This is a genomic window from Pseudomonas sp. Root562 (assembly GCF_001427125.1).
Taxonomy (GTDB): Bacteria; Pseudomonadota; Gammaproteobacteria; order Pseudomonadales; family Pseudomonadaceae; genus Aquipseudomonas.
Map to the genome: position 1 here is coordinate 135,926 of NZ_LMGK01000025.1, position 19,956 is coordinate 155,881.

A 19,956-nucleotide genomic window follows, 5' to 3' on the forward strand; every position below is an offset into this window, starting at 1 on the left:
CCCGTTCTGCGAATCCGCTGAGCTTTTTCCATGAAAGTTCTAATCAGCGGCCAACAGGGTCAGATCTCGCTTGAGTTACAGCGTCGGCTGGGGGGGGTCGGCGAGTTGATCGTACCTGGCCGCGATCAGCTCGATCTGACCAAACCCGATCAAATTCGCCAAACGGTGCAGGATGTTCGCCCCGATCTGATCATCAATGCGGCGGCGTATACCTCGGTGGATCTGGCTGAAAACGAGCCGGAAACAGCCTATGCCATCAACGCGGTCGCCCCCGGTATCTTTGCCGAACAAGCGCTGGCGCTCGGTATCCCGCTGATTCACTACTCCACCGATTACGTATTCGACGGTACGAAAATCGGCACCTATGACGAAAACGACACGCCCAACCCGCTCGGGGTCTACGGCAAAAGCAAACTGGCGGGCGAACGGGCCATCACCGAGGTGCAATGCAAACACTTGATTCTGCGCAGCAGTTGGGTCTACTCGACCCATGGCCGGAACTTTTTGCTGACGATGCAACGCTTGCTGCAAGAGAAGGCAGAATTGGCAGTTGTCGCGGATCAGATTGGTGCGCCTACCTGGGCGGGGACAGTCGCCAATAGTACGCGGGCATTGATCGAACGCTGGCAATCGGGCGAACCCACTCCCTGGGGTACCTATCACCTGACTGCTCAGGGTAAAACATCCTGGTTTGGCTTCGCCGAGGCCATCGGTGAAGCGTTACGACAGCAAGGAAAGCCCTGCGCAAATCTACTGCCTATCCCCTCCAGCGACTATCCAACCCCTGCCACCCGCCCAATCAACTCATGCCTGGATTGCAATCGCCTGCAACGGGACTGGGGTGTCAGCCAACCCGACTGGCAAACCGCGCTGCGCGAGTGTCTCGCCGAACAAAACTGAGCGGGAACCACGAACCCGCCGACCAGCATCGCAATCGGCTTACTTCATGCTGACGACGGATAATCTCAGGAGCCGCTGCACGCTGCTCCGACAAGGATGTGCGATGCCTACGCCACATCAGGCATAGAATGGAACCACTGCGAAAATGTATCGCTCAAAGTGTTATGCACGCCCGGTTGGCGAAACCTCGCCAACCAGCCTGCTTTCAAGGAGATTCCTATGCCCTGGTATGCCTGGTTGATTCTGGTGGTTGCCATCGGCTCTATCGTTGGCGGTTTGATGATGTTGCGTGACACCGCCAACAAGGTCGAGCTGACCGATGAACAACGTAAACGCGTAGCTGAACGCAACGCGGAAGCGGACGCCAAGGATGCGCAGGACCGCTAACAAACAACTGTGGCGAGGGAGCTTGCTCCCGCTGGGTCGCGCAGCGGCCCTTGAGGTCCCTCGCACATTTTTTTGCGCCCGCTGCGCGGTCGAGCGGGAGCAAGCTCCCTCGCCACAAAAGCGTTTCTATTTCTCCCAATCGGCCTTGGCAATGTGCAACCCGTGCAGACCTTTGTAGGCGGCACGCTCGGGCTGACTCCAGCCCTCCAGCAATGAATCCTCCAGGCGGTAAATTTCCACACCCAGCGGTCGGCAGACGCTCAATGGATCCTGCGCGTCCGGCCCCCACATCGCCAATGACAAATCTCCGCCCGGGCAAGTCGAGAGTGCGCACAGCAGATCGATTTCGGCAAAGAACTCCAGATAATCCCCCTTCTGCGCCGGACAGGCTTTCATGAAATACATGTCGTCGTGGTTCAGGCCCGTGCACTGGAAAATATTCAGCACATCATGCACATCGAATTCGGTCAGGCCGTGGGGCAATATCGCCCGGGTCAGGTTGGAGTGACAGTGATGATGGAAGTCTTCACCGGTGAGCATTTTGTTCACATAGGGATCACATCGAGTGCCGAGCAAATCATGCAGGCGACCGCCGTGTTCGTCGATTCCATAGCCGGCCAGGCTGTCATCGGTGATGGTCACCAGCGGCCGCAGAAACGGCAGGTTCGACCACAACCGGTCGTGGGTGCTGACATGGGCGCCTTGCAGCTGTCGGGTACGTGACGCCCACAAACGTTCACGGGGATCGTGAGCGTTCCAGACGTTGAAATCGCCGACTTGCGGACCAACAGGCGTCGTGACCCTGAACACGTGTCCGGCCGGAACGTTCCAGGCGCGGCCGGTGCGAATCGGCACTTCGAATGACTCGATCAGCGTGCGTGCATCCTTGGCATCGCGCACCCGTTCATAGAACGGCTTGTCCACCTGCAAAGCCGAGCCTTTGCTGACTTGATAGGCCGCCGGATAGTCTTTGTACATGCCAATCTCCCTCGATCAGTGACGTTACGGTGCAGTCAGCGTAATCACTATTCGTGCCAGTTCTTCAACGCGTTCGAACCAAGATCAACGCATCTGCATGCTTTTTAGAAGTAGAAGTACAGTCACCATGTAATTTTCATTGGTTAATATGGCGACCTTGATGTGGAGATATCAGATGCGTTACTCGCATGACCATAAAGCCCAGACCCACCAACGCATCATCAAAGAAGCTTCGGAACGCTTTCGCCGCGACGGTATCGGCGCCACTGGCCTGCAACCGCTAATGAAGGCGCTGGGCCTGACTCACGGAGGCTTTTATTCGCACTTCAAGTCCAAGGACGAACTGGTGGAAAAGGCGCTGCAAGAGGCGGGCAAACAAGTGGATGGGTTATGTGCCCAGATATTCGCCGAGGATCGCCCGCTGGAGGTGTTCATCAATACCTATTTGTCCGAATGGCATCAGACGTCACCCCATGAAGGCTGCCCGCTGCTGACCATGTCGTCGGAACTCGGCCTGCGCGGGCAACCGAGCCCCACTTCCGACGTGGTGCTCAATGCGCGACTTGAGCAGATACAGAACACGCTTGCCGGTGAAAACACGGTAGAGCGCAGCATCGTCATCATGTCGACACTGGTGGGTGCTTTGTTGCTATCGCGCAGTGTCGAGAATCCCGAGCTGGCCCAGCAGATTCTCGACGTCACGCGAACCCACTTGAACCAGTCCGAGACCTAACCGTTCCAGCGTTTGAACAACACGCTGGCATTCACGCCACCAAAGCCAAAGCCATTGGACAATGCGTACTCGATGGTCATCGGCCTGGCTTGACCGTGAACAATGTCCACGCCCTGGGTAGCAGGGTCCGGGTTATCGAAATTCAGCGTCGCCGGTACAACCTGATCCCTGATCGCCAGCAATGTGAAGATCGCTTCAATCCCCCCCGCCGCACCGAGCAAATGCCCGGTTGCCGATTTGGTTGATGTCACCGCGATCTTGTTATCCGCGCCAAACAACGACTTGATCGCCGCCAACTCTCCGAGGTCGCCAACCGGCGTTGAGGTCGCGTGGGCATTGAGGTGCTGAACCTGCTCCGGCGAAATACCGGCCTGAGCCAATGCCAACGACATCGCACGACGCGCTCCGCTGCCATCTTCCGGGCCTGCAGTCAGGTGATAGGCATCGGCACTGGTGCCGTACCCGACCAACTCAGCCAGTGGCTTGGCGCCACGGGCCAAGGCGTGTTCCAGCGACTCGATCACCAACAAACCCGAGCCCTCGCCCATGACAAAGCCATCGCGCCCACTGTCGAACGGCCGCGAAGCACGCTCCGGGGTGTCGTTGTAGCCACTGGACAGAGCGCGAGCCGCTGCAAATCCGGCAAGACTGACCCGGTCGATCGCGGCCTCGGCGCCACCACACACGGCGATATCCGCCTCACCGGTACGAATCAATCGCGCCGCATCACCAATCGCCTGAACCCCGGCCGCACACGCCGTCACCGGTGCACCCAGCGGACCTTTGAAGCCGTGTTGAATCGACACATGCCCCGCCGCCAAATTAACCAGAAACGACGGAATGGTGAACGGCGACAAACGCCGCGGGCCACGACTGTCGGTGGTGCGCACCGCATCGGCTATCGCGCCGAAACCACCTACGCCTGAACCGATAATGGTCGCGGTACGCTCCTGGTCGCCAGCAGACTGCGCCTGCCAACCGGCCTGCTCCAACGCCTGACGCGCCGCTTCCATGGCAAACAGGATAAAGCGGTCCATCTTCTTCTGTTCTTTGGGCGGCGTCGCCAGATCCGGGTCGAACCCCGCTTCAGCATCGTCCGCCACAGTGGGCACCGAACCGCCGACCTTCGCCGGCAGATCCGCAACCACCTCTTCCGGCAAGTTGCGCAACCCGGAACGCCCGGCCAACAGGCGAGACCATACCGCTTCAACCCCGCTACCCAACGGAGAAACCAGTCCCATCCCCGTAACAACCACTCGACGATTACTCATACCGCAAATACCTCATGCCGATTGATGGCGCTTCACTTGTAACGTGCAGCAGCCTGGCTTTTGGAAAGGTTCGGAGCCATGACCAGTCGTGCCGCGACAAAGGCATTCCACTCGGCGGCATCCGGCAACGAAGGAATAGTGACCAACTCGCCCTGGTCCAGGCCCGACAACGCCGCGTCGACCATCTCGCCCGCCTCCATGACCATCTCTGCCGGAATCTGGGTCGCATCGATACCGGAGCGTTCCCAGATTTCGGTACGCGTCACACCCGGCAGCACGGCCTGGACCTTGACCCCGGTGCCATCAAGCTCGGCGTTCAAGGATTGGGTCAGACTCAGAACATACGCCTTACTGGCGCTGTAGGTCGCATTGAAACGCTCAGGGAACAGCGCCACCACCGATGCAATGTTGATAATGGTCCCGCGACCGGCCTTGGCAAAACTCGCCGCCGCCGCCGATGCCAAGCGAGTGACTGCTGTAACGTTCAGTTGAATCATTCGCTCCAACTGATCGGTGTCGGCATTGGCCAACAACCCATCCGCTGCCACGCCGGCATTGTTCAGCAACAAGCTGATGCTGGAGTCGCTGCGCAGACGCTGCTCAAGCTTGAGCACGTCATCCTTTTGCGTCAGATCCGCTTTCAGCACTTCCACTTGCACGCCAAATTCAGCACGCAACGCGTTCGCCGCTTCGTCCAGCCGTTGCTGATCACGAGCGACCAACAACAAATCAAAACCACGCGCCGCCAGACGCTGCGCGTAGACCGCGCCGATGCCGGAAGAAGCGCCAGTGACGAGGGCCGTGCCTTGGGATTGAGTAGAGGTCATGACTATGCTCCAGGGAAATGCTTGAAGGGAAAGCCAAGCGCCTGAGGCTCAGGACGCTTCGACAGAAATCGCATTAATTATAGGCATAATTTAAATGGCATATGATAGCCATAATTTAAACGACGCCGACAAAAGGCAAAACCTCGCAGCATGCGCCAGAAAGAAAAGGGGCCGATCAATGACCGGCCCCTGGCGCTGACTTACAAGCTTAGTTCACCTCAAGCTTCTCGCGATTTTTATCCAGAATGGCTTTGCCGATCCCCTTCACCTCGAGCAACTCATCAATGGACGCGAAAGGCCCATTCGTTTCCCGATACGCAACAATTGCCTTGGCCTTAGCTTCTCCCACACCCGCCAGCTCACGCTGCAAAGTCGGGGCATCGGCAGCATTGAGGTCGATCTTGGCCGACTGCGTCGAAGAGGAAACCTCTTGCATCAACGGAGCGCTACTCGCTTGCGACTCCACGGCCGGCGCAGCAATAGTGGCGACAGAGGCGCTGGTGAGAAGGGCAAAAACCAGAGAAGAGAAATAGCCGGTACGCATAAATGAAGCTCCATGACATCGATTGGGAAAGCAGCTTTTCCGAAGCTGCCTCCTAAACTTAGGCGATGGCTGGAGCCTGTCAAAAATGTGTCCGTTACAGGATGTGAAACAAACCCTGAATCAAGCGGAACAACAGTAACCGATCCGTGAACCCACCCCGCAGTTCATTCCCGATGCGGTGCTCTGATGTGTCTCTGGAGCCAGCACGTCATGATGCGACCCGACGCTAAAGTCGAAAAAGTGTACCTCTATCCCAAGCCCGTGGACTTTCGAAAATCCATCGACGGCCTACGCTGAACTGCTTCGAGGCGGTAAGCAGTTGGCATGGCACCGATATTCCACGCAGGTATCGACCACGCGATTGTTGGCCCTCACCACACCTAAGTATCGCGCGGATAAATGGTGTCCTGTAGGGCGAACAAACTGCGGCTTTCGAGGGGTTCAAGACTGATCGACCCATTGGCAACGTCCACTATACGGAGACAAAATTAATACATGCTTTGGAGCCTTGTTGAAATTTACGGCGATGGCACGCTCTGTGCATTTATAGCTGGAGTGAATACTTCGTTATCCTCATAAGTTTGATGCCTGTACAACGCCATATCCTTCGCCCATTCCGGAGTAATTTTTTTAGCGGCGGTATTGCCTTTAACCGTAATATTTTTTGCTAACTTCGATACATAAAGCTGAGCCGAAAAGCCAGCTGCATTACCTTCAAAGTGATTATTTGAAATCGCTACATCTTGTCCATTCTCAACCGCTACCGCAAACCCAGCATTTCCAGTTATCACATTATACTTCACGAGAACATTTCCAATATAACCACCCACATCCTTGGCTGACATATATATTCCGGAAGTAATACCATTCAATATTGTATTTCGCTGAATATCCAGACCATTTACATGATTAGCTAGAACCCATATACCGTAGCAACTACCAGCATATATTAGATTACCCGAAATCCTGCCATCAATCATTACATCGTACACCGTGATTCCATCACCAGTAGTACCATTTCCGGGATACAATATTCTATTATTGGTGATCTGTATATTTTTCCCACCAGCAATGATAGCGAGATAGCTATTTTTCATCAATACATTATCTGATATCAGAACTTTGTTACCGCCATTTATAAAAATGCCGCCATGAAATCCAACAAACCTATTTCGTAATATTCCCCCACGCACAAAAACATTGTCCAACTCCGAAACTCTTAACAACTCATCTTTCTTTCGAGTAGAAAGCTTTATTGCCCCTGCAGCATATAATTGACTGCTTTCGAATTCATTATCAACTATATTGAAAAGCACGGACCTTCGCTTTTTCTTGGCAATATCACTTAAACCAACAAACCAAAAACGTGGGCGCTGGCCCCAAGGAATTTCAGATACTGTGAAGCTGGGATCAAAGGCAACGTCTATTTTCACGCGATTGTTTTTGAGAGTCAGTGCACCTCCGTTTAGCCGAATAATATTTCCACCATCTATATCATTTTGCACTTCCAATTCAGAAACAAGAACGGAAACACCACGCATATCCAAGGTCGCATTTTTTTCAACAATGAACCTACCAAAGCCTTTAATATGAAGCCGCCCTTGCCCCGTTATTTTAAGCTTTCCCGAAACACGTACCGGCGCACTAATCGTTAAACCCTCCTTTGGTATAACAATAGCATTGACTGAGGAAGTATAATTTTTCGGCGAATCTATAATTAGAGCCCCCCCTGCTTGTACCACTCCTGACAATAGGAGCAAACACACAACGGATAAACAAAAACGCATAAATATTTAACACCACCAATTGAGACAAAATCATTCAGCAACGTTTTCGATTTTCAAATAGTCGCTTCGCCGTCGGCACAAATGCATTTCAAGCCGAACTGAGTCAATTATGCGACATTTTTGTTGCCAATTTCCATTTAGAGGCACGCCGCCTTCCGGCGAAGCTATCTCTAGCGGTTTGTATTCCTCCCATCCGCAGCAAAACACTTCCACAACGCCCAACGTCATCATCGCAACGACTTTTGATAGCCCTGATAGCGATTATTGTACGACCTCGCGCAAATGCGCTTGGCAGGGCCACAGCGCAATCACCGCCCGGTCACCCTGATCGGGATGGTGATAATTCGTTCGGCTCGTACGGTACCATGAACCAAGCGGCCGGCGCCGGCGGTGGCAGGCATTGAACAATCACCGGCTGAGCTCAGGTCGAGGAGGGATGACGCCGCAGATCGGAAGTGGCAAGGCGACCCCGCAGACGATCCTGGCCTTTTTTAGCATTGGTCAAAGTCTCGTGGTGATTTGGTCTCTGGCCATCAGACGCTGCTCGAGTACCAGATGCTTATCCTGCTCGGTCTTTACGCCACTGCGCCGACCATGGCCAGTTGATTGAGGGTCTCGGTGTGTAATCGCGATTGCTCGGCCAATTGAGAGCCGCGTATTACCAGTCCTGAACCTGCCAAGCACTGATTGCGCCGAGTAATACCCGTGAAAGCGCTCCGGCTCCCCTCGACATCGTCGGGCTCAGGACACATCCCTGAAGAAAACGTGACCGCCCAGCCTCGGCGCTTGCTCCGCCTTCGCAGCCCAGGTCGGCGGCGTGTTCCTCGTGATCGCGCAATAATGCGTGGTGCCTCCAGTCGGATCTGGAACCTTGCCATCGGTGACTTGGTTAGCCACGACTCGACAATGTGCCAGCTCACGGAACAAGATCTGTTTCAATTCGATCAGAAACTGGTAGTTCGGGTCTTTCTTGTGCCAGCAGGTGAACTGATACGGCTTCTGACAGACTCCTGCATAGCCTTCGCCCACCATGAGTTGGATTACCGTCATCCACGCGATTGCTGATTGTCCAGGCGACTGCAATCTGGCCAAGGAGGCCTTCGCCGCGCGCTTCTCCCCAAATGATTCTGGAAGGCACGTCGCGATCTATATCGTTAACGGACATAAATTTCCTCCGGGCAAAAAAACTTCTACTCCATGGCGGCAAAGGTTTGTTGTGCTGGTACGATGTTCGGCGCTCAAACATGGCGTGTTACTTAAACGGATTACTTCCCAACAATGACTGTTCTATCTGATGCACCGCTGCTGGCTACTGACAAACGACTCAGCCACCCGAAGTACCGTCCCGACATTGATGGACTGCGTGCTATAGCAGTCCTGTCTGTCGTGGCGTTCCACGCATTTCCGTCACTGATACAAGGTGGTTTTGTTGGCGTCGATGTATTTTTCGTAATCTCCGGATTCCTGATCTCAAGCATAATTTTCGGAAGCCTCGAAAGAAACAGCTTCAGCTTTTATGAGTTCTACAGTCGACGAGTCAGCCGGATCTTCCCTGCGCTACTGTTAGTGCTTGCCGGAACTTGGGCACTCGGATGGTTCATTCTCCTTGCTGACGAATACATGCAACTAGGGAAACACATAGCCGGCGGCTCTGCGTTCATATCAAATTACGTTCTACGCGCCGAGGCTGGTTACTTTGATAATAGCGCCGACACGAAACCGCTACTGCATTTGTGGTCACTCGGCATTGAAGAGCAATTTTATCTACTGTGGCCACTGATGCTTTGGGCTGCCTATAAATTAAGAATTAACGCCCTAGCATTAATAATCACTGTTGGTGGCGCGTCATTTGCTTTGAATGTGATGGGCGTCGTGACAGATCCGGTTGCGACATTCTATTCACCGCAAACAAGATTTTGGGAGCTTCTTATAGGATCACTTTTGGCATATGTGTCAATGTATAAGAACCAAATATTCTACAGATGGCGGAGCATCGACGGGCCGGTCATTCGGAATACTCAATCTGCATCCGGCCTCGTATGCCTCGTCATCGCGTTTTCCCTCACCACGAAAAGCAACCAGTTTCCAGGGTGGTGGGCGCTTCTGCCTTCCATCGGTGCAGCTCTTATCATAGCTGCTGGGCCTTATGCCTGGTTCAACAAAGCGGTGTTATCCAGTCGGTTACTAGTTTGGATCGGGCTTATTAGCTTTCCCCTGTATCTGTGGCACTGGCCGCTCCTATCGTTCATCCATATTATGGAAGGCGGCGAAGCCTCAACCATCACATTAGTTGTTACAGTATTCATCGCAATAGCCTTGGCGTGGTTAACCTACGTATTTATAGAAAGGCCACTGCGTCAATTTCAACACAACAATGTTAAGGTCTTCACACTTACCGCATTGATGCTTATTTGCTGTATAGCAGGGTACGTGACCTATAAAACCGAGGGCTTGGAGTTTCGTTTAAAAGACCGAGTGGAGTTCGCTGAGTATTTTGAAAATTCTCCTCCGGCTCGAAAATACTTCGAAAAACTAGAGTTAACCAAAAATTTTCGCGGCGAGTGCAACTTTTATAACGTATCCGAGTACCTGAATGGTAGATCGACGAATGTGCCTGTTCCCGAAATTGACAGTAATTGTTATACAAAAAATCTACCGAAAAGCAAAACCCTGTTTATTTGGGGCGACTCGCATGCTCAGCAATTATATTCAGGACTGCGAAAAGAATTACCAAAAACATGGGAGATCCTACAAGTGGCAACCTCAGGCTGCCCAGCTTCTCCAGACGCTACGCAGCCTTCTACTACAGATTATTGCGCCCAATCAAATTGGTTCGCTTTAAAGCAGATAAAAAATCTCCGACCTGATGTTGTCATCATTGGCCAGAACGAGAAACACGACGAAATCAAGCTGCGCCGTATATTCATGATCTTGAAAGACGCAGGGGTTGAACGAGTTATATTTACTGGCCCAACACCACACTGGACCGTGGATTTACCTAAAACCATAATGAAAACACTTTGGGTTAGCACACCGAGATTTACGCGCCAAGGTCTAGACATGGCTGTCATTGAGCGCAATGCCGAACTTAGGAAAAACCTAGCCAACTCAGGCGCGATATACGCGGACATCATTAACGTATTTTGCAATAGCGAAGGCTGTATGACGTATCTCGGAGACGATATTAAAACGGGTATTACCAGTTGGGATTATGGTCATCTAACTCCAATTGCATCTGAGTATTTAGCCAAAAAATTTCTTGTAGGACTTGTTACGGGAGAGCCTGCGGCTATAGATTAAACCAAAGGGTCACCAGCGCATCACAGCGAGCAGACTACCTATGTTTTTTTGGCCTAACTATAAAGCCCGGATAACCGGGCTACTCTTTTGCTGATAGGGTCATATCCGTTCTCCAGAGCGCAAAAACGTTGAATTGTTTGCCGGCGTTCGGAAACTAATGAGTTGCTGCTCGGGTATTTGCATGTCTGCCGACAGTTATTCAGAATTGCAGCAAGATCGGGATTTTCCAAGAGGAAATTTTCAGCTTTTCCAGCGGGTCTCTGCCTCTTGCGGCGCCATAAAGGTGATACAACGAAAGTCGTCTTCAGCGACCTTTCATTGATTTGGATATTCATCCGGATCTTATGGGCTACCGAACACCGAATCGACATATAATTGTGTGGCATCGGAGAACGGTATAAATGGCATTTGACCACACTAAAAAGTGTGTGATGTCAGAACAATGCTAGTGGTAATCGTCTCGGCGCTTACCGTTGCGGCGCACCAGATAGTCTGTACAGTTGCGATAAAAAACCTAAAATTTTCCGGATATGACTGAAGATTCGCCTTCGTTCCGCGACTACCCACACTACCCGGCGAGACTCTCACATAGCCGTTAACACTTCTAGCATTAGGCGGCACTGCTGTAGCGATTGATACGATATAAAGCTCGCCTGGGGCGCACACGCTGACCAGTGTCGATGCGGTACACCCTGCCGGCATGGTTGCACCGCTATAGACATTACCTACTGCCACCGCTGTGCCATTGGTAGCCAACAGCTGCCTGGTCGAAACCGCGAGGGTCAACTGTCGCGGAGCGACGTAAAATGCCATTTTGGAATGATGCACCAACATGCGTGAGGCGGGTTTCCCACGCGACGAGCACGCACACTGGCGGAGTGCTTGCCTTCTTGAGCTACAAAGAACGCTCCGACTCTAAAGCTGTAGCGATAAAACTTGGACTCGGGATCGCGTTGAACTCTGGCAAGCGTGCTTGTCGAGTCAGCGACAAAGTATGTCCCGCAAGACTTGCACTACACGTTCTTGCTGCTGGACCGATAAACCTACCCACAGCGGCAGTCGCAGCAAGCGCTCCGATAGGCCCACCGTGATATCCATGGAGCCATGGACACGGCCGTAGCGCCGCCCGGCCGGCGAGGAGTGCAGGGGCACGTAATGGAAGACCGAATTGATTCCCTCTCGCTTAAGGCCATCGAGCACCGGTTGTCGAGGCACGTCTGCGGGCAGCAGCACGTAGTACATGTGTGCGTTGTGCTGACAGTCGGCGGGTACGATAGGGCGGCGTAGCACCCCGCTGGTTTCCAACGGCGCGAGCAATTCGTGATACCGCTGCCAGATGGCAAGCCGCAACTGCGTGATGTGTTCGGCCTCTTCCAACTGCGCCCAGAGAAACGCGGCAGTCAGGTCTCCTGGAAGGAATGACGACCCGACTTCCTGCCAAGTGTATTTGTCGACCTCGCCGCGGAAAAAACGACTACGGTCGGTGCCTTTTTCGCGGATGATTTCTGCGCGCAACACATACGAAGGATCATTGACGAGCAATGCGCCGCCCTCGCCCGAAATGACGTTCTTGGTCTCATGGAAGCTGAAGGCGCCAAAGTCCCCGATACTGCCCAGAGCCCGGCCCTTGTAAGCGGCCATGACACCCTGTGCTGCATCCTCGACCACCTTCAGGTTGTGATGCTTGGCAATCTCCATGATCGTATCCATCTCGCAACTCACACCCGCATAATGAACCGGCACGATTGCCTTGGTGCGTGGCGTGATGGCGGCCTCGATCAGCGTCTCATCCAGGTTCAGGGTATCCGGACGGATATCGACGAACACGGGAACGCCGCCGCGCAAAACAAAGGCATTGGCTGTAGAAACGAATGTGAACGAGGGCATGATGACCTCATCGCCCGGCTGGATGTCCAACAACAATGCAGACATTTCCAGCGCTGCCGTACACGAGTGCGTCAGCAAGGCTTTGCTCGCACCGGTATGTTCGGTCAACCACTCATGGCACCGCTTGGTGAACGGGCCATCGCCGGCGAGAACATTGCCGAACTTGGCTTCAGCGATGTAATAAAGTTCTTTCCCCGTCATGTAGGGGCGATTGAACTGGATCTTTTTGTCTTCCACCGTTTGAGCCTTCGCACGCAAAATTAGTCGGGTCGAACTAAACATCACTTCGTTATGGAAAGTGGGGGCATCCACTCTATTTCCGGGCGACAAGCAGCCTGGAAGCACCGACCGGAAAACTCACTCCGACCTTGATGAGTAAACACTCCAGCCACATCACGAAACCAAACAGCACATTGAGCGCCTTGGGTACCGCTAATTCGGCGGTCTCGCTCGTATCGCCCCGCTGTTGCTTCTTGGCGCCGCGTGAAATCATCATCGCTGGCAGCAGTAACGAGACGAACGATGTGCTGCGCACGACGGAAAACCCCGCCTCTTCCACCTTGCGATGCAGATCGGCGGCTTCGTAGCGCCGCACGTGGCAGGAATATTCATCCACCTGGCTCCATAGCCACTGATGCTGGGGTACGGTCAACAGCATGATTCCCCCGGGCTTCAGGGCACGGTGCATCTGCTGGAGCACCACAGCATCCGCCTCGATGTGCTCGATGACATCGAACGCGCCAATCGCTTCGAACTCGTCGACGTAAGGGATATCGCGCGCATCCATTTGCACGAACTCCGCACCAGGCAAACGCGAGGAGGCAAACTTCAGCCCGGTCGAGAACATCTCGCTGCCAAGCAACCTGGCCTTCGGAAACGCCACGGAAACCCGACTCAGAACGAAGCCAGTACCGCATCCGATTTCCAGAAATGAACGCATGCGCGGCGCATATTTCGTCAGCGCCCATGTAATCAACCTGGCACGCGCCCGAAACCAGAAATGGCCGCTTTCAAGATGCGCGTAGGTCTCGTAGAAGTCGGCCTTGAAGCCCTCCTGCTTGTCCTCGAGTTCTGGCGCAAACGCGGCAAAACCGTTCTTTCGAGCCACCTGATGTCCACACCGGACGCATATCCATTGCTCCGAGACGTACTGCGTCTCGCATTCAGAACAGATCTTCACACCTGATTCCCATCCGGTTGGTCATGACGAAAGACGAATAGCTTGAAAACAACGAACAAGAAACCTCCTACAACGAAAATGGCGGCGGCCTGGACCCACTGATGAGGATATCCCAGCTTGTCGACGAACACCGTCAGCAAGGCCAGGTTGAGCAAATAGCCGGCTGCGTGCGCCAGGCCGAAACGCCATGCCGTCCCCACGACGTTGCCGCGATGCTCGAACGCCCAGTTACGGTTGCCCAGGAAGCTGATGCAGATGCCAAGTACGTACAGGAAGCTCATGGCCAGCTTGAATGGGATGCCCACCCACGTCAATGCCAGGTAGGTCGCATAACCGATGGCATTGCAGGCGACGCCGACGACTGCGTAGCGGAGAATTGGCCTGATCACGGGCCGCCAGCGCTGCATTGGAATCACTCATCTCCCCAGACGGCAATTCCGAAACCCGTCTTGCCATAGCCGTTGCCGTTATAAAGCATGTAGCGTCGACCAGCATGATCGAAGACGTACGGGTAACAGATCATCTCCGAATCCCAACCCGATTCCGATACGTCGATTCCCACCTGCTCATCGTGTCGCGTCCATTTCACGCCATCGGACGAGGTCGCGTAGCGGATCCGGTAGGTGGGGCAGTCCTTCGTGGCCCGGGAGCAGAACCACATCCGGTACATGTCCGCATCCTTGAGCACGCGCGGCACACCCAGGGCGTACTCGTGTTCGTCGCGGAACTCGATGGCAACCTTGCCGTCACGCTCCCACTCGATCCCGTCGGAAGACTCGGCATACTCGAGATGATAGAAGTGCTTCGCTTCCGAAGGGCCTTGCTCCCATCGCACACAGGAGGTGAACCAGGCCCTGAATCGTCCGGCCTCGAACTGCACCTCGGGGGTGGCGACGAAGTGAGGAAGATCGCGGGTGCGGTCGATGACGGGGCCGCGGAACAACCTCTCGAAGCGGTGGGTGGCCTCGTTCCATTCGGCCAGGCCAATGGAATTGCGGATCTTCACCGTTACGCCCAGGTTGATCCCGGTGTAGTACAGCAGCTTGCGGCCGCCGACGTTGACGATCGAATTGGGCAAGGCGCCACTGTCGTCGAAACATCCGAGGTCGCCTGGCTCGAGGACCGGATCCGGATGGACGCGCAAGACCTTGGTCGGGTCCCGCATGTCGATCTCGAGGAAGCCGCCGTGTCCGCGATTATTCTTGTCGCGCGATGAAAAATAGATGCGATACAGGTCGCCGTTCACCTGCTCCGCAATGGGAATCATCGCGTGAGAATACAACCAATCGCTCTGCCCTTCTGCGCAGAATATCTTTCCTAGTTTTTTCCACATGGGATTTTTTCACGCCAATTATGAGGTTCTTCAGATGTTCCTGACGCGAGTACTCGGCACGCGCGACCGTTCGGTGGCTTGTCCGATGTACACGCCTTCGGCAGCAGCATCTCCAAGAATCAGAGCGCCGGCGCCGATGATGCATTTCTCGCCAATGGTAACGTGATCGCGAAGTGTTGCGTTGACGCCGAGAAAACAACTTTCCCCGATCGTTACACGGCCGGATACGACGATGTGCGAGGCCAGGAAACAGTGGTCCTCGATTTGAGAATGATGTCCGACGTGATTGCCGCTCCACATGGTCACGTTGTTGCCGATGCGCACAAAGGGCTGAACGGTATTATCTTCCAGGATGAAGCAATTCTCGCCGATGTCCTCTGTCAGCACCGTGGCTCGAGAACTTATGTAGCTGACCATTTCGTAGCCCAGCCCCTTGACTGCCAGATATTTTTCCTTACGGATCTGGTTGAGCTTGGAATAGCCAAGCGCGACGAAAAAGACATACCGGTCTGGCGGGTAGATCTGAGTGACTTCATCGAATGCCACCACCGGAAATCCCATGAAACTCTTATCGGCCGGCATAAAGGCGGGATCAACAGCAAACGCTTCGACCTGATAGCCCGAGTCGTTGGAAAAATAATAGAGTGCGAGCTCAGCGGCGTCGGTGAGACCAAAAATAATGAGTTTTTTCATTCAATGCTCCGCGTCTTAGCCTGACGGTAGACGTTCCGGACGATAGTGTAGGGTCTCTGTTTGACCTCGGAATAGATCTTGGCGAGATAGATCCCGACCACGCCTACGAATGCGATGATCAGGCCACCGAGCAGCCAGATCGAAGCCATCAGCGACGTATAGCCGCTAGGTGGGTTCGCCAGTAGCAGCCAGTTGACGAAGAGAAAACTCGTGTAGGCGGCCGACAGCAGAAAGATCGCGCAGCCCACGCCGAAGATTCCCACCAGCGGTGCACTGCTGAAGGCAGTGATCGAATTGACCAGTTGCGCTACCTTCTTTCCCAGCGTGTAGGTCGTCTCGTCACGACTGTGCTTGACGATGGACTGCGCACGCTGATCGAAGCCAGTGATGACCCACAGACCCGCCATGAACAACTCGCGTTCGTCGTGCTGAATCAACGCGTCCACATAGCGGCGCGACATCAGTCTGGCGACAACTATATTGTCGGGCATATCAAGCCCGCTGAGGAAACGGAAAAGTTTGTAGAACACATGTCCGGTCCAGCGCTCAAAGTGCCTGCCTTTTCGCTGCTGTTGGACCCCGTAGACCACATCGACCTTTTCACGCTCCATCTGCTCACTGAACGAGAGCAACCATGCAGGATCTTCTTCCAGGTCGCTATCGAGCAGGAAGACACGTTCCCCTCGGGCATGTTGCAGGCCCGTCATCATGGCTTTGTGGTGGCCGAAGTTGCGTGAGAGATCAACGACCACCACGTGGTGATCGGCTTCGCTCAACTGGACGGCCAGTTCCAGGCTTGAATCGGGCGAGCCGTCGTTGACCAGTACGATCTCGTAATCATCTCCGACCATTTGTTGTGCAGCCTGGCTTGCACGGAGATGGAATTGCTCGATGAACCTGGCCGAGCTGTAAAGCGTGGCGACGATGGACAGCTTCATGCTTTGACATGCCTCATGTAACGGCGCGCGTCCTTGCCGCAATTGAACAGCAGATCCAGGACGGTGACGCCATGGGTAAATTCCCCCCAGAGTTGCGGATACTCGGGAAAGCCGGCGTAATCGAACCATTGCAGCGCAATATCGGCTTTGTCGAACAGCGGCGCCTCGATGTAATCCTTTGCCGCCGGCCCCGACAGATAATGCGTCGCACCGGCCTGCTGACAAAGGTCTACCAGGCGCGCAGTCCGGGTTTTGTCGCCGGCAGACGTATAGTCCCAACAATTCGTAATGCGGGTTTCAATACCAATATATCGGCAAATCGCTTCCATGAACTTACGATTCATCGGCGACAGCCCCGTATGGGTCTCCATCAGATAGAGCGGCTCGAGCCACTGTGCGACCTCATCGAAGAAAGGCGCTCGCCGATAGTTGCTCTGCAACGTTTTCCAGTGCTTCACCTGCCAGCCATCTACCAACGCTACATCACGAATGCGGCGATGAATACTCTGGCCTACCGGAATAGATAACCATTGCACTCCCTGAGGAGTCTTGATTTGGTTGCGATTACGCCAGTCATGTTTCGTGAACTGCATATCGTCATAAATGATAAATTCATCCACAGCCGAAATAAGATCAAAATATCCTTTCCATGGGATGTAGTTAGATTGCAATATGGCAACTTTCTTCACTTTCAAGTCCAAGCGCACCGACGCGCGTTATTAGCCCGCACTTTATCTCATGTCATAGAGTGGCCAAGCTCACCTTGCCACCCGTCTAAGTTCTATTAAGGCTCCAAGCGCCGTTGTTGATAAATCCAATCAACGATTTCCCCGTCAGGCGCATATCCACTGACCGTGTCACGTAGCAACTGACGAACACGTGCGTAATCATCCCTGTCGACAGCGCTCAGCAACTCGCTCAGCTTAGCCTTGAGGACCTCCCAACCAATATGATCTTCATTTGCAGTCATAATCATTGGATGTTGTGTAGCGGCTACGTTATCGCCAATCAACAACTCTTCGTACAGCTTCTCGCCCGGGCGCAAACCGGAAAACTCAATGTGGATATCACCATGTGGGTTTCTTTCTGACCGCACACTCAATCCCGACAAATGAATCATTTTCTCCGCCAAGTCCACAATTTTTACCGGCTCGCCCATATCTAGCACAAAGACATCCCCACCCTGCCCCATGGAACCCGCCTGAATGACCAATTGAGCGGCTTCGGGAATAGTCATAAAGTAGCGGGTGATCTTCGGATGCGTAACGGTCAGCGGCCCCCCTGACTTTATCTGCTTATGAAAAAGTGGGATCACCGAACCTGAGGATCCCAATACGTTACCAAACCGGACCATAGTGAAGCGGGTTTTATTGACTTGAGATATGGACGATTGATCACCGAATAATACAGGGGCTTTCTCACGACTGAGCGCCTGAAGAGTCATCTCTGCGAGCCGCTTGGTACTTCCCATGACATTGGTTGGTCGCACAGCCTTATCCGTGGAAATGAGGACAAAGTTAGCAACGCCTGCTTGCAAAGCCGCTTGTGCAGTATTTAAAGTACCAATGACATTATTGAGAACGCCCTCGGCGATATTGTGCTCAACCATCGGGACATGTTTGTAGGCTGCGGCATGGTAAACCGTATCGACATGCCAAGCTTTCATTACATCTAGCAACTTTCTCTCGTCTCGAACAGAGCCAAGAATAGGGAGCAGGTTTACAGAAAGGGACTCACGGGAGATTCTCTGTTCAAGTTCAGAAAAAATACTATAAAGATTAAATTCGCTATGCTCGAACAACAACAATGTGGTTGGTCGTAATTCGAGAATTTGGCGACATAATTCAGAGCCTATTGAACCACCAGCTCCTGTGACCATTACAGACTGACGGGTTACGCAATGCTCAAGCAGATCTCCTTGGGCAGGCACAGCATCCCTGCCCAGCAAATCGGCGATATCCACCTCCTGGATATCATCGACCTTAACCCGGCCACTAGCCAAATCCATAAATCCCGGGACACTACGCACGTGCAAAGGAAACCGCTCTAGGAAAGTGAGTATTTCTCGACGCCGCCCTCGATTGGCGGACGGAATCGCCAAGAGAATTTCTTGAGCACCGGTAGTGTCTATCATTTGCTGAATATGTTTAGGTTTGAATACTTGCAAGCCCGCAATGACGCGACTGGCAATATTGCTGTCATCGTCTATGAATGCTACTGGTCGCATGACTCGCCCCATGCGCAACGCAGCGACCAATTGGTTACCTGCTGCTCCGGCACCATAGATTGCGACCCTTGGTAATCCATTGTCAGCATTTGCAAACGGAACATGTTGAGCTGCGATAAACCAATCACCAGAAAAATACTGCCGCATAGCGATTCGCAATCCGCCAATCATCACTAGGCTTAGCCACCAATAATTGAAAATAATTGATCGCGGTACAATTGTTTGATGATTACTGTACCAATATACAAAGACACCAAGAATAAGCGCCGACAGAGTGACTGCCTTTACAATTGCTATAAGCGCGTCATTACCGACATAGCGCATAACAGCTCGGTACATGCCAAACCGAATAAAAAGAGGAATAGCTACGATAGGCGCACTTATAAATAGCCAAAGATGCTGTTGAAAAGGGCTATCCAGCTCATCTATACCGAGGCGTACGATAAATGCCATCCATAACGATAACCAGACCAGAAACACATCTACTGTTACCTGCAGAACCCGCTTGCAGCGTCGAGGAAGGCTCAACAAAAAAATTCTGATCTTATCCATAAACCTATCGAACACCCCTTTCAAGCTCTTGAACCGAAAAAACCATGCCTTCAGACTCAAAAATGAAACACCCAGGTACGAAATGGTACAGCTCGGAACCTGAATCCTTCTGTTTCCATCTACAAGTCTTTGTATGGTTCTCATGATACATTGGTTCAGGCAAAAATCCTGCAAAACCCTCCATCTAGATAAAATGTCTTCCACCAGATGCCTGAAGCCTTGAAGCAATGCTTTTTCGTCCTTCTCCCTCCTTTATGAAGCTGACTGCACCTTAGCGGATACTCCCGAGCCTCTGGTACTCCTCCCCCATCATCGCCCCCCCCCCCCCCCCCCCCCCCCCCCCCCCCCCGCATCACTCTGATTTGAGCCCTGGTAACATCCAACCCTTCACTCACCGCCGACAGGTAGCGCCCCCCCCC

18 protein-coding genes are annotated in these 19,956 nt (G+C 53.3%); 4 read left to right on the top strand and 14 right to left on the bottom strand.

All coding sequences use genetic code 11. The features are described 5' to 3' along the window. The first annotated feature begins 30 nt into the window (after window positions 1–30). Window positions 31–900, top strand: a complete 870-nt coding sequence (gene rfbD, locus ASD60_RS24315) for a dTDP-4-dehydrorhamnose reductase (protein WP_056856428.1) — start codon at window positions 31–33, stop codon at window positions 898–900. A gap of 219 nt (window positions 901–1,119) precedes the next feature. Then, window positions 1,120–1,287 (top strand): DUF2897 family protein, encoded by a 168-nt coding sequence (locus ASD60_RS28565; protein ID WP_007931351.1) that lies wholly within the window; start codon window positions 1,120–1,122, stop codon window positions 1,285–1,287. Window positions 1,288–1,413: 126 nt separating this feature from the next. Here the strand turns inward: ASD60_RS28565 and ASD60_RS24320 are convergent, their stop codons facing one another. Continuing rightward, entirely contained in the window at window positions 1,414–2,265 is an 852-nt protein-coding gene (locus ASD60_RS24320) for an urea carboxylase-associated family protein (protein WP_056856429.1), read from the bottom strand. Between the two features lie 175 nt (window positions 2,266–2,440). Between ASD60_RS24320 and ASD60_RS24325 the strand changes: the two genes are divergently transcribed. Next, complete coding sequence (locus tag ASD60_RS24325) at window positions 2,441–2,998, top strand: TetR/AcrR family transcriptional regulator (protein WP_056856430.1); 558 nt, start codon at window positions 2,441–2,443, stop codon at window positions 2,996–2,998. On the opposite strand, the gene fabF is transcribed toward ASD60_RS24325, so the two are convergent. From fabF to ASD60_RS24350, 5 genes are all read right to left on the bottom strand, one after another. Further along, complete coding sequence (gene fabF / locus ASD60_RS24330; RefSeq protein ID WP_056856431.1) at window positions 2,995–4,269, bottom strand: beta-ketoacyl-ACP synthase II; 1,275 nt, start codon at window positions 4,267–4,269, stop codon at window positions 2,995–2,997. The two genes, ASD60_RS24325 and fabF, sit on opposite strands and share 4 nt — an antisense overlap. A gap of 32 nt (window positions 4,270–4,301) precedes the next feature. Beyond that, window positions 4,302–5,096, bottom strand: coding sequence for an SDR family NAD(P)-dependent oxidoreductase (locus ASD60_RS24335; protein ID WP_056856432.1), 795 nt, complete (start codon window positions 5,094–5,096; stop codon window positions 4,302–4,304). Between the two features lie 208 nt (window positions 5,097–5,304). Then, the gene (locus ASD60_RS24340) at window positions 5,305–5,640 is read right to left on the bottom strand and encodes a ComEA family DNA-binding protein (RefSeq protein ID WP_056856433.1); all 336 of its coding nucleotides are present in this window, start codon (window positions 5,638–5,640) and stop codon (window positions 5,305–5,307) included. 518 nt (window positions 5,641–6,158) lie between these two features. Further along, window positions 6,159–7,427 carry a right-handed parallel beta-helix repeat-containing protein gene (locus tag ASD60_RS24345; RefSeq protein WP_082557658.1) on the bottom strand — a complete coding sequence of 423 codons (1,269 nt, stop codon included), beginning with the start codon at window positions 7,425–7,427 and terminating at the stop codon, window positions 6,159–6,161. Window positions 7,428–8,168: 741 nt separating this feature from the next. After that, complete coding sequence (locus ASD60_RS24350) at window positions 8,169–8,477, bottom strand: cell wall hydrolase (RefSeq protein WP_330219580.1); 309 nt, start codon at window positions 8,475–8,477, stop codon at window positions 8,169–8,171. A gap of 228 nt (window positions 8,478–8,705) precedes the next feature. Between ASD60_RS24350 and ASD60_RS24355 the strand changes: the two genes are divergently transcribed. After that, window positions 8,706–10,727, top strand: coding sequence for an acyltransferase family protein (locus ASD60_RS24355; RefSeq protein ID WP_056856435.1), 2,022 nt, complete (start codon window positions 8,706–8,708; stop codon window positions 10,725–10,727). Window positions 10,728–11,708: 981 nt separating this feature from the next. Here the strand turns inward: ASD60_RS24355 and rffA are convergent. The 8 genes from rffA to ASD60_RS24395 all read right to left on the bottom strand — a co-directional run bounded on the left by rffA (window position 11,709) and on the right by ASD60_RS24395 (window position 19,537). Beyond that, a complete protein-coding gene (rffA, locus tag ASD60_RS24360; RefSeq protein ID WP_056856889.1) occupies window positions 11,709–12,896 on the bottom strand; it encodes a dTDP-4-amino-4,6-dideoxygalactose transaminase in 1,188 nt (395 codons plus the stop codon). A 31-nt stretch (window positions 12,897–12,927) separates the two neighbouring features. Further along, window positions 12,928–13,722, bottom strand: coding sequence for a class I SAM-dependent methyltransferase (locus ASD60_RS24365; protein WP_201783982.1), 795 nt, complete (start codon window positions 13,720–13,722; stop codon window positions 12,928–12,930). A gap of 68 nt (window positions 13,723–13,790) precedes the next feature. Continuing rightward, window positions 13,791–14,201, bottom strand: coding sequence for a GtrA family protein (locus tag ASD60_RS24370; RefSeq protein WP_056856436.1), 411 nt, complete (start codon window positions 14,199–14,201; stop codon window positions 13,791–13,793). A 5-nt stretch (window positions 14,202–14,206) separates the two neighbouring features. Further along, complete coding sequence (locus ASD60_RS24375) at window positions 14,207–15,127, bottom strand: hypothetical protein (protein WP_056856437.1); 921 nt, start codon at window positions 15,125–15,127, stop codon at window positions 14,207–14,209. Between the two features lie 30 nt (window positions 15,128–15,157). After that, a complete protein-coding gene (locus ASD60_RS24380) occupies window positions 15,158–15,820 on the bottom strand; it encodes an acetyltransferase (RefSeq protein WP_056856438.1) in 663 nt (220 codons plus the stop codon). Then, the gene (locus tag ASD60_RS24385; protein ID WP_056856439.1) at window positions 15,817–16,758 is read right to left on the bottom strand and encodes a glycosyltransferase family 2 protein; all 942 of its coding nucleotides are present in this window, start codon (window positions 16,756–16,758) and stop codon (window positions 15,817–15,819) included. The genes ASD60_RS24380 and ASD60_RS24385 overlap by 4 nt, the downstream gene beginning before the upstream one ends. Beyond that, window positions 16,755–17,447 (bottom strand): WbqC family protein, encoded by a 693-nt coding sequence (locus ASD60_RS24390; RefSeq protein ID WP_056856891.1) that lies wholly within the window; start codon window positions 17,445–17,447, stop codon window positions 16,755–16,757. Before ASD60_RS24390 ends, ASD60_RS24385 begins: the two co-directional genes overlap by 4 nt. A 95-nt stretch (window positions 17,448–17,542) precedes the next feature. Beyond that, window positions 17,543–19,537: a polysaccharide biosynthesis protein gene (locus ASD60_RS24395; RefSeq protein WP_056856892.1), complete on the bottom strand. Its 1,995-nt coding sequence runs from the start codon at window positions 19,535–19,537 to the stop codon at window positions 17,543–17,545. Window positions 19,538–19,956 lie beyond the last annotated feature (419 nt).

What these genes read in the sequence shown, in the direction of transcription:
- rfbD (WP_056856428.1), top strand. Translation starts at nt 31, where the DNA reads ATGAAAGTTCTAATCAGCGGCCAACAGGGTCAGATCTCGCTTGAGTTA.
- ASD60_RS28565 (WP_007931351.1), top strand. Translation starts at nt 1,120, where the DNA reads ATGCCCTGGTATGCCTGGTTGATTCTGGTGGTTGCCATCGGCTCTATC.
- ASD60_RS24320 (WP_056856429.1), bottom strand. Translation starts at nt 2,265, where the DNA reads ATGTACAAAGACTATCCGGCGGCCTATCAAGTCAGCAAAGGCTCGGCT.
- ASD60_RS24325 (WP_056856430.1), top strand. Translation starts at nt 2,441, where the DNA reads ATGCGTTACTCGCATGACCATAAAGCCCAGACCCACCAACGCATCATC.
- fabF (WP_056856431.1), bottom strand. Translation starts at nt 4,269, where the DNA reads ATGAGTAATCGTCGAGTGGTTGTTACGGGGATGGGACTGGTTTCTCCG.
- ASD60_RS24335 (WP_056856432.1), bottom strand. Translation starts at nt 5,096, where the DNA reads ATGACCTCTACTCAATCCCAAGGCACGGCCCTCGTCACTGGCGCTTCT.
- ASD60_RS24340 (WP_056856433.1), bottom strand. Translation starts at nt 5,640, where the DNA reads ATGCGTACCGGCTATTTCTCTTCTCTGGTTTTTGCCCTTCTCACCAGC.
- ASD60_RS24345 (WP_082557658.1), bottom strand. Translation starts at nt 7,427, where the DNA reads ATGCGTTTTTGTTTATCCGTTGTGTGTTTGCTCCTATTGTCAGGAGTG.
- ASD60_RS24350 (WP_330219580.1), bottom strand. Translation starts at nt 8,477, where the DNA reads ATGACGGTAATCCAACTCATGGTGGGCGAAGGCTATGCAGGAGTCTGT.
- ASD60_RS24355 (WP_056856435.1), top strand. Translation starts at nt 8,706, where the DNA reads ATGACTGTTCTATCTGATGCACCGCTGCTGGCTACTGACAAACGACTC.
- rffA (WP_056856889.1), bottom strand. Translation starts at nt 12,896, where the DNA reads ATGTTTAGTTCGACCCGACTAATTTTGCGTGCGAAGGCTCAAACGGTG.
- ASD60_RS24370 (WP_056856436.1), bottom strand. Translation starts at nt 14,201, where the DNA reads ATGCAGCGCTGGCGGCCCGTGATCAGGCCAATTCTCCGCTACGCAGTC.
- ASD60_RS24375 (WP_056856437.1), bottom strand. Translation starts at nt 15,127, where the DNA reads ATGTGGAAAAAACTAGGAAAGATATTCTGCGCAGAAGGGCAGAGCGAT.
- ASD60_RS24380 (WP_056856438.1), bottom strand. Translation starts at nt 15,820, where the DNA reads ATGAAAAAACTCATTATTTTTGGTCTCACCGACGCCGCTGAGCTCGCA.
- ASD60_RS24385 (WP_056856439.1), bottom strand. Translation starts at nt 16,758, where the DNA reads ATGAAGCTGTCCATCGTCGCCACGCTTTACAGCTCGGCCAGGTTCATC.
- ASD60_RS24395 (WP_056856892.1), bottom strand. Translation starts at nt 19,537, where the DNA reads ATGGATAAGATCAGAATTTTTTTGTTGAGCCTTCCTCGACGCTGCAAG.